Annotated in this window: 16 protein-coding genes; 6 read left to right on the top strand and 10 right to left on the bottom strand. The window is 63.3% G+C overall.

The window, feature by feature from the left end; all coding sequences use genetic code 11:
* The first annotated feature begins 25 nt into the window (after positions 1-25).
* Positions 26-811, top strand: a complete 786-nt coding sequence (locus K289_RS0125450) for an SDR family NAD(P)-dependent oxidoreductase (RefSeq protein WP_027554136.1) — start codon at positions 26-28, stop codon at positions 809-811.
* Positions 812-1,290: 479 nt separating this feature from the next.
* Here K289_RS0125450 and K289_RS0125445 read toward each other — a convergent pair whose 3' ends face one another.
* Positions 1,291-1,776 (bottom strand): DUF1772 domain-containing protein, encoded by a 486-nt coding sequence (locus K289_RS0125445; protein WP_027554135.1) that lies wholly within the window; start codon positions 1,774-1,776, stop codon positions 1,291-1,293.
* A 93-nt stretch (positions 1,777-1,869) separates the two neighbouring features.
* Here K289_RS0125445 and K289_RS0125440 point away from each other — a divergent pair, with 93 nt between their 5' ends.
* The 4 genes from K289_RS0125440 (at position 1,870) to K289_RS0125425 (ending at position 4,635) form a co-directional block, all read left to right on the top strand.
* The gene (locus tag K289_RS0125440) at positions 1,870-2,547 is read left to right on the top strand and encodes a TetR/AcrR family transcriptional regulator (protein ID WP_027554134.1); all 678 of its coding nucleotides are present in this window, start codon (positions 1,870-1,872) and stop codon (positions 2,545-2,547) included.
* 74 nt (positions 2,548-2,621) lie between these two features.
* On the top strand, positions 2,622-3,800 hold the full coding sequence (gene argE / locus K289_RS0125435) for an acetylornithine deacetylase (RefSeq protein WP_027554133.1): 1,179 nt from the start codon (positions 2,622-2,624) through the stop codon (positions 3,798-3,800).
* 7 nt (positions 3,801-3,807) lie between these two features.
* Positions 3,808-4,155, top strand: coding sequence for a hypothetical protein (locus K289_RS0125430; RefSeq protein WP_035685695.1), 348 nt, complete (start codon positions 3,808-3,810; stop codon positions 4,153-4,155).
* Positions 4,156-4,332: 177 nt separating this feature from the next.
* Positions 4,333-4,635 (top strand): GIY-YIG nuclease family protein, encoded by a 303-nt coding sequence (locus K289_RS0125425; RefSeq protein ID WP_027554131.1) that lies wholly within the window; start codon positions 4,333-4,335, stop codon positions 4,633-4,635.
* A gap of 106 nt (positions 4,636-4,741) precedes the next feature.
* Here K289_RS0125425 and K289_RS0125420 read toward each other — a convergent pair whose 3' ends face one another.
* Together K289_RS0125420 and K289_RS0125415 are read right to left on the bottom strand one after the other, a co-directional pair.
* The gene (locus K289_RS0125420) at positions 4,742-5,800 is read right to left on the bottom strand and encodes a phosphotransferase family protein (RefSeq protein WP_027554130.1); all 1,059 of its coding nucleotides are present in this window, start codon (positions 5,798-5,800) and stop codon (positions 4,742-4,744) included.
* Positions 5,801-6,028: 228 nt separating this feature from the next.
* Entirely contained in the window at positions 6,029-7,264 is a 1,236-nt protein-coding gene (locus tag K289_RS0125415; RefSeq protein ID WP_027554129.1) for an acyl-CoA dehydrogenase family protein, read from the bottom strand.
* Positions 7,265-7,498: 234 nt separating this feature from the next.
* Between K289_RS0125415 and K289_RS0125410 the strand changes: the two genes are divergently transcribed.
* The gene (locus K289_RS0125410) at positions 7,499-8,170 is read left to right on the top strand and encodes a TetR/AcrR family transcriptional regulator (protein WP_027554128.1); all 672 of its coding nucleotides are present in this window, start codon (positions 7,499-7,501) and stop codon (positions 8,168-8,170) included.
* A 4-nt stretch (positions 8,171-8,174) separates the two neighbouring features.
* Here K289_RS0125410 and K289_RS0125405 read toward each other — a convergent pair whose 3' ends face one another.
* From K289_RS0125405 to K289_RS0125375, 7 genes are all read right to left on the bottom strand, one after another.
* Positions 8,175-8,567 carry a RidA family protein gene (locus K289_RS0125405; protein ID WP_027554127.1) on the bottom strand — a complete coding sequence of 131 codons (393 nt, stop codon included), beginning with the start codon at positions 8,565-8,567 and terminating at the stop codon, positions 8,175-8,177.
* 96 nt (positions 8,568-8,663) lie between these two features.
* On the bottom strand, positions 8,664-8,879 hold the full coding sequence (locus K289_RS0125400) for a hypothetical protein (RefSeq protein WP_027554126.1): 216 nt from the start codon (positions 8,877-8,879) through the stop codon (positions 8,664-8,666).
* A gap of 116 nt (positions 8,880-8,995) precedes the next feature.
* Positions 8,996-9,874, bottom strand: a complete 879-nt coding sequence (locus tag K289_RS0125395; protein WP_027554125.1) for a 3-keto-5-aminohexanoate cleavage protein — start codon at positions 9,872-9,874, stop codon at positions 8,996-8,998.
* Positions 9,875-10,062: 188 nt separating this feature from the next.
* Positions 10,063-11,292 (bottom strand): CaiB/BaiF CoA-transferase family protein, encoded by a 1,230-nt coding sequence (locus K289_RS0125390; protein WP_027554124.1) that lies wholly within the window; start codon positions 11,290-11,292, stop codon positions 10,063-10,065.
* Positions 11,293-11,472: 180 nt separating this feature from the next.
* Positions 11,473-12,678: an MFS transporter gene (locus K289_RS0125385; RefSeq protein ID WP_027554123.1), complete on the bottom strand. Its 1,206-nt coding sequence runs from the start codon at positions 12,676-12,678 to the stop codon at positions 11,473-11,475.
* A 149-nt stretch (positions 12,679-12,827) separates the two neighbouring features.
* Positions 12,828-12,998 carry a hypothetical protein gene (locus tag K289_RS51715; protein WP_198024761.1) on the bottom strand — a complete coding sequence of 57 codons (171 nt, stop codon included), beginning with the start codon at positions 12,996-12,998 and terminating at the stop codon, positions 12,828-12,830.
* Positions 12,999-13,027: 29 nt separating this feature from the next.
* Positions 13,028-13,231 (bottom strand): hypothetical protein, encoded by a 204-nt coding sequence (locus K289_RS0125375; protein ID WP_027554122.1) that lies wholly within the window; start codon positions 13,229-13,231, stop codon positions 13,028-13,030.
* Positions 13,232-13,267 lie beyond the last annotated feature (36 nt).

The raw sequence follows: 13,267 nt of genomic DNA, 5'->3' as shown, positions 1-13,267 counted from the left end.
CGCGCGAAGCACAAGGGAGAAGCGCATGGGCCGCCTGCAAGGCAAATCCGTCATCATCACTGGCGCCGGCAGCGGCATCGGACGCGCGGCTGCACTGCTGTTCACCAGGGAAGGCGCAAAACTGATCGCGGTCGATCGCACCGAGGCGGTGAAGGACACCGTCGAGGAGATCAGGAATGCCGGCGGCACCGCCGAAGCGATGATCGCGGATGCGGGCTCCGAGACGGACGTCATCGCCGTCATCGACAAGGCGGTGAAGACGCACGGCCGGCTCGACGTGATCTGGGCCAATGCCGGCGTCTCCGGCGGACTCGTTCCGCTGGCCGAGCAGACGGTGGAGCACTGGCAGGAGATCTTGCGCGTCAACCTGATCGGACCGTTCCTCGCGGTGAAGTACGCGATGCCGCACATGGTGAAGCAGCAGTCCGGCGCGATCGTGCTGACCGCTTCGGTTGCGGGCCTGAAGGCCGGCGCGAGCGGACATCCGTACGCCGCGAGCAAGGCTGGCGTGATCAGCCTGGTGCAGACCACCGCCTATTCGCTCACCGGCACCGGCGTGCGCATCAATGCGGTGTGCCCCGGCCTGATCGAAACCGGGATGACGAAACCGATCTTCGACCGCGCCAAGGAGCGCGGCACCTCCGACAAGATCGGCCAGCTCAATCCCCTGAAGCGCCCCGGCCAGCCGCACGAACTCGCGGCGATGGGCCTGTTCCTGGCCAGCGACGAAGCGTCGTACGTGAATGGGCAGGCGTTTCCTGTCGACGGCGGCCTCACGGCATCGATGCCGTATACGGGCAAGCCGGTCTAACACGGGCGTTCTCCGCATCGATGACGGCCGGACTCGACCCGGCCATTCATGCACCCGATGTCCGGCACCACGCTGCAACATCTCCGATGTCGTCCTGGCGAAAGCAAGGACCCATAACTACAGGGAGATGTTATTGCGGACGATGGTGGATACCGGTCGTGGCACGATGCCTTCGCTCACAGTCGCCTGCCCTGCGGAGCCATTCGCGCCGATGCGCCTTACGTCCACCGCCGTTCGGCTCGCGTGTCGTGACGATCGCGATGCGCCCACTCTTCCTTGGGCCGCAGTGCGAGCAAACTACGACAAACCCGAATTTAGGTAAAACGGAATATATTTTCGACCGCGCATTGACCGAGTGCTCGTGCTTTTTGCCCGTCGGGCAACACAGGTACTTGTAGCCCGGATGGAGCGAAGCGTAATCCGGGTATCCATCCAAGCGGGCAAAAGGTCCCGGATTACGCTTCGCTCCATCCGGGCTACTAGCGCGCCGCAAGCGCGGCGATGAAGAACGCACAGGCAGCAACGGAAGCCACCGTCCGCACGTGATTCCAGAAGGTCCAGTCCTTCAAGTAGGTCGCCCAGACCGATGCCGCCTCCGGCGCGGACGACTGCACCGCGGCGAGCGCGTTGTTGAGCGGCACATTGAAGACCATCGTCACCAGGAACATGCCGATCACGTAGAGGCTGCCACCGGCGATCATGACTGCCGCCCCCGGTTCGCTCATGCGCAGCAGGCCCATCACCACCAGCGCGGCGCTCGACACCGTCGTGCCGAGAAAGAACGGCATGAACAGCGAGCGCACGATGTCAACGTTGATGGCATTCATGGCGGCGATGCCGGATGCCTGATCGATGCGGCCGAGCGCGGTCATGATGAAGGTCGAGAACGCGAAATAGAGCCCGCCAACGAGGCCACAGCCGATCGCCGAGAACCAGAGCAGCCCGGTCGTGAGAGCCTGTCGCATGCCGTACTCCAAAAATACGATAAGTCCTCGTATTTGATAAATGCGATAAACTCTCTTATTTCTGACGTCAAGAGCTCATCGGCGGGAACCAGGATGCGCGAACGGAATAATAAGACGAGCAAGGCGGCGAGCGAGGCCGGACGCCGAACTGCGTTGGTGCCCACCCAGGAGCGGAGCCGGGAACGCTTCGACCGGATTCTGTCCTGCGCGGCCGATATCCTCACCGACAAAGGCAGCGACGCCTTCCGCATGAGCGACATCGTCGAGCGCACGGGGATCGCGTTCGGCTCGCTCTACCAATATTTCCCGGACAAAAGCGCGATCATCGGAACGCTGGCCGAGCGCTACAACGCAATCGGGCGCGACTGCGTCCGGCGCGATCTTTCCGACATGACGGCCCTATCCGATCTCCACGCCGCGCTATGTCGCATCATTGACGGCTATGAGCAGATGTTCCGCGAGCATCCCGTGATGCATCACATCTGGCAGGCGACGCAAGCCGATCCGATCCTGCAGAAGATCGACGAGGAGGATGTCGCCTATCTCGCCGGCCTGCTCGGCGACGCACTACAGCGGATCGCGCCGAAGGTACCGATTGCCACCCTCACCTCGTTCTCGCAACTGACCATGGTGCTGATCGCAGCCGCGGTACGTCATGCGATCACCCTGCCGCCTTCGGAAGGCCGTCGGTCCCTCGCGTTGTTCAAGCAGATCCTGCCGCGCGATCTTTCCGCGGTGGAACAGCTCGCTGGGACCAGGGCCAGGCGCTGACATTTGCCCGTCAGGACAAGCTGTTGTTATGCTGCGCGCTGCCGGCAAACCTCCTCCCGTTCCGTGAATTGATGATGCAAAGCCCAAGACCCGTCCGAATCCGCAAACTCCTCGCCGACCTCGTCGCTTTCGACACCGTCAGCGATCGTTCCAACCTGCCCCTGATCGCACATATCGAGAGCTACCTTGCGGCCCTCGGCGTCAGCTTCGAGCGGATCGTCGATGACACCGGGCAGAAGGCCTCGCTGTGGGTCACGATCGGCCCCGCCGATCGCCCCGGCCTCGTGCTGTCCGGACACACCGACGTGGTCCCTGTCGTGGGCCAGGACTGGAGCCACGATCCGTTCAAGCTGGTCGAGCGCGATGGCAGGCTCTACGGCCGCGGCACCACCGACATGAAGGGATTTGTCGCGGTGTGCCTTGCCATGGTGCCGGAGATGCTGGAAGCCAAGCTGACAACACCGATCCATCTTGCGATCTCCTACGACGAGGAGATCGGCTGCGTCGGCGTGCGGCCGATGCTCGGCGGGGTCGCCAAGAAGAAGGTCAAGCCGCTTGGCTGCTTCGTCGGCGAACCGACGCAGATGCAGGTGATCATCGGCCACAAGGGCAAGCACGGCGTGCGCGCCACCTTCCGCGGCCTTGCGCGTCACTCCTCGATCGCGCCGGACGGCGTCAACGCGATCGAATACGCAGCCGAGCTGATCACCGAAATCCGCCGCCGCGCGGTAAAGCTTGCGAGCGATGGTGCGCGCGACGATCTCTACGACGTCCCGCACACCACGCTGCTCACCAGCATCGTGCACGGCGGCGCCGCGCTCAACATCGTGCCGGATCACTGCACGGTCGAGTTCGAATGCCGCGGCATCGGCATCACCGAGTCCAAGCAGGTGACGGACGCGATCATTGCCTGGGCGAGAGCCGAACTCGAGCCAGCGATGAAGAAGGCGCATCCGGAGTGCGGCATCGATTTCGAGGAGATCCTCGACTACCCCGCCCTCGACACCAGCGCCGACGCCGCGATCGTCACGCTAGCCAAGAGCCTCGCGGGCCGCAACGACCACGCCAAGGTCGCCTTCGGCACCGAGGCCGGCCTGTTCGTCAGCATGGCCGACGTGCCGTCAGTGGTGATCGGCCCAGGCTCGATCGCACAGGCGCATACGCCGGACGAGTTCGTGGAGATGGCGGAGCTGGAGAAGTGCGCGGGATTTGTCGAGAGGCTGATCGCAAAGTGCGCTGAGGGCGTCGCGTAAAACTCCGATGAGTTGGAACCAATCCGAAATTATTGGAGCGCGCTGGCAAATTCTTGAAACGGCAAAGCGCGTGTTGTCCGGAAAGGCTTCTACGATCGAGGGGGCGCGCATCATCGCGGGGTGTCGGTTCAAAGCGAAGCTCGAAGACGACGCCGACATTCTGCCGTTTGTCGGAATTGACTCGGAAACCGATGCACTCCCGCTCGGCCACGATCGAATCCACTGGCAGGCACAGGCACTGGCCGATTTGCAGCCCAAGATCGACGAAGCCCAAGCTTGGGCGCGCGACCTTGCAACCAGCCATTGTCAAAACCTTATAGCGCGCGAAGCGGCCCTTCTGCGTTGGCCAGATTAGACCGTCAGATGGCACAACGAGCCGTGCCCGACCTACGAAGCCTTGGTGTATGCAGTATCTCGTGTCCCGGACGCGGTGCGGCACGAAGTGACGCGCCGCAGAGCCGGGACCCAGAGGGATTGGCGGCACCGCCCAAATATGCAATCCTAGGTCGTGACGTTCGTCAACGCCGGTTGCATGGACATGCCCTTCTTCGTTTACATCCTCGCGAGCAAGCGAAATGGTACGCTTTATGTCGGCGTCACCAACGACCTTCCTCGCAGAATGGCGGAGCACAAGGCCAAACTCATACCCGGCTTCACGCGGCAGTACGACGTGACGTTGCTCGTCTATTTAGAGACCTTCGACTCGGTCCTTGAAGCTCGGGCGCGCGAACATTCGCTTAAGCGTTGGCGGCGCGCCTGGAAGCTCAAGCTGATTGAAGAGCTCAATCCTGATTGGCGCGATCTGACTGATGAGCTGAATTCCCTGGCGACGTGACTGGGTCCCGGCTCTGCGGAGCAGCACTTCGTGCTGCACCGCGTCCGGGACACGAGAGGCGCGTAACAAAAAAGCGCGGCCGCACCGGCCGCGCCCTCGCCTTCCCTTAAACCGCGCCCGCCTTTTGCGCGTATTCCCATGAGGCCTTCGACAGCGGCACGGTGCGCTTGGCGGATTCGAGGGCCTTGGCGTTGGCGGCGGTGCCGTCGCGGATGCGGCCGGCGATACCCTGGGTGATCCCCGCGAGCCGGAACAGATTGTAGGAGAAGTACCAGTTGAGATCCAGCACGTTCATCTTGGTGACGTTGCAGTAGATCTGCGCCGCTTCTTCCAGGCTCGGGATGTTGAGCGCCTTCAGGTCGACGCCATGCAGGCCCGGCATGATCCACTGCATCAACAGATAGGTGAAGTCGGCCATGGGATCGCCGAGCGTCGACAGCTCCCAGTCCAGTACGGCCTGCACGCGAGGTTCCGTCGCGTGGAAAATCATGTTGTCGAGGCGATAGTCGCCATGGACGATCGAGACGCGCGCCTGTTCCGGCACGGTCTTCGGCAGCCACTCGGCGACCTTCTCGAACTCCGGAATGTGCTGGGTCTCCGACGCCCGGTACTGCTTGGTCCAGCGGTCGATCTGGCGCGCGAAATAATTGCCGGGCTTGCCGAAGTCGCTAAGGCCGATCGCGTTGGGATCGAACATGTGAAGCTTCGCCAGGGTCTCGATCTTGCTGGTGAAAATCTTGCGCCGCGCATCCGGGTCCTGGCTGGGAAGAGCCGGATCCCAGAACACGCGGCCCTCCTCCATCGACATGATGTAGAAGGCAGCGCCAATGATGCTGTCGTCCTGACAGAGCGCATAGGCGTGCGCGACCGGAAAGCCTTGCTTGCCGAGCGCTGCGATCACGCGATATTCGCGGTCGACCGCATGCGCCGACGGCAGCAATTTGCCGAACGGCTTTCTGCGCATCACGTAGGACCGGTTCGGCGTGTTCAGCCGATAGGTCGGGTTGGACTGGCCGCCCTTGAACTGCAGGACGACCAGCGGGCCCTCATAGCCTTCGACGTTGTCGCGCATCCAGGCATCCAGGCGCAGCTCGTCGAAACGATGCCGCTCCTCGACCGGCTTGGTGCCCGAGAACTCCTCGTCTTTCCTGACGCCGTCAGCCACGATGACGCTCCCTCTTCGCTCGGTGCATGCTACCCGGTCACGCCTGACGCACTTGCGTCAAGCGGTCGCCGAAGCGGATCATGCCCTGTCGTTTCTTCAAGTCGGGAGCGCCAAAGGAGCTCTCCCTCCCAGAGATTCCGTTCCGACAAATCGGAACGGAATCTCTAGATTCTTGTTTTGACGCGTTTTCTTAGCGCGAACCGGTGTCCACTTCGCTGGAAAACGCTCTTAATGACCGGGAGAGTTTGCATACTTCCGGATTTCAAGTCTGGCAATGGCGCGATTGTGCACCTCGTCCGGACCATCGGCGAGCCGCAGCGTGCGGATGCCGGCATAGTCCTTGGCAAGCCCGGCCTCGTCGGAGACGCCGGCGCCGCCAAAGGCCTGAATCGCCTCGTCGATGATCTTCAGCGCCATATTGGGGGCTGCGACCTTGATCATCGCGATCTCAGCCTGCGCGGTCTTGTTGCCGACCTTATCCATCATGTCGGCCGCCTTGAGGCAGAGCAGACGCGTCATCTCGATGTTGGTACGGGCCTCGCCGATGCGCTGCTCCCACACGGAGTGCTCGACGATCTTCTTGCCGAAGGCGGTGCGCGACATCAGCCGCTTCACCATCTTCTCCAGCGCCTCCTCGGCCTTGCCGATGGTGCGCATGCAGTGATGGATGCGGCCCGGACCGAGGCGGCCCTGCGCGATCTCGAAGCCGCGGCCTTCGCCGAGCAGAATGTTGGACGCGGGAACGCGGACGTTCTCGAGCAGCACCTGGGCGTGGCCATGCGGCGCGTCATCGAAGCCGAACACGGGCAGCATCTTCTCGACCTTGATGCCGGGCGTGTCGAGCGGAACCAGGATCTGCGACTGCTGCTGATGCTTTGCGGCCTTCGGATCGGTCTTGCCCATCAGAATCGCGATCTTGCAGCGGGGATCGCCGACGCCCGACGACCACCATTTGCGGCCGTTGATGACATAATGATCGCCGTCGCGCTCGATGCGGGTCTCGATGTTGGTGGCGTCGGACGAAGCGACCGCGGGTTCCGTCATCAGGAACGCGGAGCGGATCTCGCCGTCCATCAGCGGGCGCAGCCATTTCCGCTTCTGCTCCTTGGTGCCGTAGCGGATGAACACTTCCATGTTGCCGGTGTCGGGCGCGGAACAGTTGAACACTTCGGAGGCCCAGGAGATGTGGCCCATCTGCTCCGACAGCAGCGCGTATTCAAGATTGGTCAATCCCGCGCCGCGGAATTCGTCGTCCTCATGCTCGGACGGCGGCATGAACATGTTCCACAGACCCTCGGCCTTCGCCTTCTTCTTCAAATCCTCGAGGATCGGGATCACCTTCCAGCGCTCGCCGCTGTGATCCTGCTCGTTGTAGATCGGAACCGCCGGGCGCACGTGCTTGGTCATGAACGACTGCACGCGATCGAGCCATTCCTTCTGCTTGGGCGACAGATCGAAATCCATGGGACGCTCCTCGTCTTTGTTTGCCAAGCGATTTTGCTTTGCAAAGCGGTTTTGCGCCGAACTGTCCTCCCGTCGCGCGCGCCCCGCAAGCCATTCGGCAAGTTGCAGATGCGAGGCGCGGAACCATCGCCGCGAGCGCGGCTCAATTCCATCAAGCGGATTGACTTTTCCCGGCCTTCAAACGATAGTTTCATACAACTGTTTGAATTGCAACTCCCTCCCGCGAGGGCAACCATGGCCAGCGATCACACAAGGACCGCCATTCTCGCCGCCGCCGAACGGCTCTATGCCGATCGCGGCTTCGGCGACGTCACGCTGCGCGACATCGTCGCGGACGCCAATGTCAACCTAGCTGCGGTGAACTATCATTTCGGCTCGAAGGACGAACTGATCGCGGAGTTGTTCGTGACGCGCTCGATCGCGACCAACCGCGAGCGCCTGCGCGAGCTGAAGGCGGCGGAGGAGCAAGGCGGCGGCAGCGCGCCGATCGAGGTGATCTTGCACGCACTCGTCGGCCCGACGCTGCGCGGCTGCCTTGGCCCTGAGAACCAGCGCTCGACCGCGGCGCGCTTCATGATCCGCGCCTCGATCGAATCCGTGCCGCCGATCCGCCGTATCAAGAACCGTGAGATCGACCATCTGCGGAAATTCGTCGGCGCGATGCGCAGGTCCCTTCCCGACCGCAGCGACGTCGAAATCTACTGGGGCCTGAATTTTGCGCTCGCGATGGCACACCACACCATCCGAGAGAGCGAGCGGCTGACGAAACTGTCGGAGGGCAAATGCGATCTCGACGACGTCGAGGACGTGATCGCGCGTGTGGTCAGCGTGGCAACGATGGCATTGACCGCCGGCAAGGTGGAGATGAAGGCCCCGGCGCGCGCGCTCGCACGCGACGCGCGCTAAAACCTCAGACCATCGCGATGCAGTCGATCTCGATGTCGAACGGCCCGGTCCATTCGGGGATACAGACGAAGATCCGCGCCGGCGGCTGCTCCGGGAAGTAGCGCGCATAGATCGCGTTGAAGACGGCGAAGTGTCGGGCCGAGGTGCAGTAGACGTTGCACTTCATGACGTTATCGAGCGAGGCGCCTGCCGTCTGAAGGCACATCTTCATCTGCTCCAGGATCAATTCGCTCTGCCGCTCGATCGGAACGGATGCGATCTCGCCCGTCTCGGGGTCGAACGGCGGCAGGCCGGAGACGAAGATCATGTTGCCGGCGCGCGTGACGGGCGAGGCCGGCGCCTTCCAGCGATCGAGATAGGTCGAGATCGGTTCGACGCGGAGCGCTTCGCGTTTCATGGGTGGCCACCCTCGGTTCAAGCGAGATGGCAACAGGCTACGTCGTCATGCAGCCGGCATGCTTCGCTTGAGCTCGAACTGTGGTCGCGCGCTGGGCTATACCCGCTGCGGCATCTCCTCGGCCTCTTCCTTTGCGAGCAGCAGCAGCATCTCGATGCCCATGTCGCCTTCCTGCGGCGAGCGGATGAACTCGATGGCGCTGGCGCTCTTCTGTAGCGCCGCGATAACGGCGACCGCCTGATTGGCCGTGGCTGCCTCCGTCGCGAGGACCGCCTTCTGGTTCTTGGCCTGGAACCCGATCGTGTAGGACATTCGTGACTTCCCCCCGAACGTTGATGCGAGAGACGACAAGATCGAATCAGAGTCTGGCGAAAAGTGGAAGCCGGGTCGACTACGGACCGGATTCATCTGGGGATTGCCGGCAAGCCTCACGCAAGCCCGAGTAGCGCCCGCGCATCCTGTGCGGTCGCAATGGAGGCACCGAGGCTTTTCAATATGCCTGCCGCATGTGTGACCAGTTCCGCGTTTGTCTTCGCCAGCACGCCCTTCGACATATAAAGATTGTCCTCCATGCCGACGCGGACGTGGCCGCCGAGTAGGTAAGCTTGCGCGACCATCGGGAACTCGGCGCGGCCGATGCCGAAACCGGACCAGATCGCGCCCGGCGGTAGCAGGCTGCGGGCGTAGAACATCGTCTCGGGCGTTGCGGAGAAGCCGTACTTCACCCCGAGCACGAGCGAGAACAGGCCCGGCCCCTTCAGCGTCCCGTCGGCAAAGAGGTCGCGCGCGAGGTGGCAATCGCCGGAATCGAACAGCTCGATCTCCGGCAACACGCCGGCCGCCTTCATGCGCTCGGCCATGATACGGACGTTCCGCGGGGTGTTGATCACGACTTCGCCGCCGGAGTTCATGGTGTTGAGGTCGAGCGTGCAGATGTCGGGCTTCAAGAGCTCGATATGCTCGACACGCTTTTCGGGCTGAAGCAGCGTGGTGCCGGGGCCGGCGACGCGGGGATCCTCGATCGACGGAACAAAGCGGCCGCCCGGGCCGGTCGTGAGATTGATGATGAGGCTCTTGTTGCGGGCGCGGATCTTCTCCATCACCTCGCGATAGAGATCGATCGACATCGAGGGACGGCCCGTCGCGGGATCGCGCACGTGGATGTGAGCGATGGCAGCGCCGGCTTCGGCTGCTTCCAGCGCGGATGTCGCGATCTGCTCGGGCGTGATCGGCAGGTATGGCGACTGCTCGGGCTTTGTGAGATTGCCGGTGATCGCGCAGGTGATGATGGTCTTGCCGGTGGTCATGCGATGTTGCCCCTTGTCCGTAGTTTTCGCAGGTCCCCTTCCCTTCGCCCTTGTGGGCGAAGGTGGCGCGGAGCGCCGGATGAGGGGTTCTCACCACGATCTCATTTTCGGAAGCAGACCCCTCACCCGTCTCGCCGCTATGCGGCGAGCCACCCTTTCCCACAGAGGGAGAGGGCAAAAGAGAGCCGCTAGATGATGCCCTGCTTTTTCAGCGCCTCGATCTTGCCGGCATCATAGCCGAGCTTGCCGCCGAGCACCTCCTGGGTGTGCTCGCCGAGCAGCGGCGGCGCGCGGTAGTCCGTGATCGGGGTCTCCGAGAAGGTCAGCGCGTTGCGGATCAGCGAAAGATCGGGCTCGAAGGGATGGTTGACCTTCACCCGCATGCCACGCGACTGCACGTGCGGATCGCTAAACACCTGCTCGAAATTGTTGATCGGACCTGACGGCACGCCGGCCTCCTCCAGCTTCTCCAGCCAATAGGCCACCGGCTTCGTCAGGAACAGGCCAGCGAAGATCGCCATGATCTCCTTGCCGTGCACGACGCGGTCGTTGTTCTTGATGAAGCGCTTGTCGCTCGCGAGTTCGGGCTCGCCGAGCACGGCGCAGGTGCGCTGGAACTGGCCGTCATTGCCGACCACCAGCATCAGTTCGCCATCGGTGCAGCGGAACACACCGGCCGGCATGCCACCATTGCCCCAGGTGCCGCGGCGCGGCGGTGTCTTGCCGTTGACGAGGTAGATCTGCAGCCAGTGCGACAACGATGCGATGACGGTATCGAACAGGCAGACGTCGATGTGCTGTCCTTCCCCGCCATTGGCGTCGCGATGGTAGAGCGCCGAGAGAAGTCCGATCGAGGTGTTCATGCCGGTCATGTAGTCGACGATCGACGGGCCGACCTTCATCGGGCCCTCGCCAGGCTCGCCGTCGATGTGACCGGTGACGCTCATCAGGCCGCCCATCGCCTGCAGGATAGCGTCATAGCCCGCGCGCGGCGCGTAGGGCCCGGTCTGACCGAAGCCGGTTACCGAGCAATAGATGATGCGGGGATTGATCGCCTTGATCGTCTCGTAGTCGAGGCCGTAGCGCTTAAGATCGCCGACCTTGTAGTTCTCCATGAAGACGTCGACGTCCTTTGCAAGCTGCCGGATGATCTCCTGCCCTTCGGGCTTGGCGATGTTGACGGTGACCGACTTCTTGTTGCGGTTGGCACAGAGGTAGAACGAATTGTTGTTGTTCGCCTTGCCCTCGGGGTCGGTCAGGTAAGGCGGGCCGAAGGCGCGCGCGTCATCGCCGGTGCCCGGCCGCTCGATCTTGATGATCTCCGCACCGAGATCGCCCAGCATCTGGGCCGACAAAGGCCCGGCGAGCACGCGCGTGAGATCAAGGATCTTGATGCCTGAAAGCGGCAAGGCCGACATGTAGGTTTCCTCCGGGAACTGATCTTGGCGCGGCAGCTGAAACCCTGGCCGCACTCTCTGCGGATACACCATTTTTGCGTCCCGAGCACTGCACTGGCGGCATACGACCATCCCCAGCCCGGCAGCCGAAGCGGCTCTCGCGGCGCCGAATTTCCGCGCCGCGAATATCGTGCCTGTGCGTCAGATCGCGGCTGCCGCAGCCATGCTCGGGCGCCGGCGACTGAGCAGGACAAGGATCAGCACCGTTGCACAGGAACAGGCAAAGGTGAGACCGAGCGCGCCGCGGCTGCCGAACTGGGTGAGCAAGCTGACGAGCACGGGCGGAGAGATGGCGGAGGCGAGATTGAGCGGCAGCGCGATCATCGACATCGCCTTGGCGAACTCGGCCTGGTCGTAGAACACGAGCGGGATCGTTGCCCGCGCCACCGCCATCGCGCCGCTGCCGGCGCCGTAAGGCAGGATGAAGATCGCCACCGCCCAGGTCGCCCCCTCGCTCACCATCAGCAGCAGCATCGCCACCGGGAGCGCCGTGCCTGCGACGAGCCCGGTCGTGATCCCGTCCCATCGTCCTCCTCCGAGGAAATCGAGCCCGCGGGCGCTGACCTGGATCACGCCGAGCATCGAACCGAAGGCAATGGCTTGCGCCGGCGCCAGCCCCTCCGCCCGAAGGAGCTCGATGAGAACGGCGCTCAGGCCGAAATTGACGAAGGCGTTGAGCGTGATCGCGGCGACGACGAGGCCGAAGGTGCTGCGGGGAATCGCAGGCGCATCGACGCCTTGTGTCGGCTCACCGCCGTTGTCCTTCGCGACGCTCCGGCGCGGGGCCGCGAAAGCATAGAGCGGCAGCGAAACGAGGATCAACATCGCGGCGTAGACGAGGCACGTCCCGCGCCAGCCGACGAGGCCGCTCAGAAACGAGGTGGTCGGCCAGAAGATGCTGCTGGACAATCCCGTCACCAGCATGAGCGCGCCGATGGCGCTCTTGGCCTGCCGTCCGGCGACCTCGTTCAGCATGATGTAGGTGCCGGTGGACAGCGTAGCACTGCCTGCCATGCCGAGGACGATCCAGGCCGCGAAATAGAGCATCGGCTCGCGCGCAAAGGACAGCAGAACGAAGCCGGGCGCTGCGACGACCGTTCCGGCCATCATCACCTTTCGCGCACCGTGCCGCGCAAAGGACTTGGCGAGCCAGGGGGCACAGAGCCCCATCGCGACATAAAGGACCGATGTGCCGGAGAAGACTGTCGGCAGGCTCATGCCGAGATCGGCTGCGAGATCGCGGCCCACGATCGCGGGAAGGCCTATCGTTCCCCATCCGATGAGTTGGGTGATCGCGAGCACCGACAGTGCGCCGATGAGCCCGCCGTCAGATTTCAAGAACCGCATTCCGCCAGTCGCCCGCCCCAAAGGTGCAGATCACGCCTATGAGGCATGTCTAACCGCAGACTCGGCGAACAGGAATATATCGGTTCCGAATGGCACCGCGGCGTTAGCCGCAGACCGGCTCCGCCGAGCGATGTCTCCTTCGGGACCGCTCAGGAGGTGTGGCCGGGATCGATGTGCCTGGGCGTCTTCTTGTCCCGCTGCGGGGTCATCTTGGCGGGATCCGGCGCACCGGGCACGCCACGCGGACCGAGCTGGTCCCGCTGAATGTCCTCTTCGGACCGGGCCGGCTCGACGCCATTCGGCTCGCGGGGCTTGGTCATCACGGCCTCCTACTGCACATCTCGGCGCACTAGCTGCCGAGCGCGTTCTCGCCTATTTCGCGGCCGGGCACGCTGACGTGAACCTCGTGTCCCTGGCGAAGCGCCAGCGAGGCAGCTGCCACCGCGGATTCGAACGCGGATTCCTTGGTTGCGTATTTGCCGTTGACGTTGCCGTCGTGCAGCACGCCCCATTCATCCTGGATCGGCACGACGGCGTATTGAGCGAGACCCATTGTCCAACTCCTGGCTTGGCTTTTGGACACAACAAC

Origin of the sequence: Bradyrhizobium sp. Cp5.3, assembly GCF_000426265.1 — a bacterium.
Classification (GTDB): Bacteria; Pseudomonadota; Alphaproteobacteria; order Rhizobiales; family Xanthobacteraceae; genus Bradyrhizobium; species Bradyrhizobium neotropicale.
Note: the sequence above shows the minus strand (reverse complement) of the source record. Positions and strands in the feature narration are given on the sequence as shown.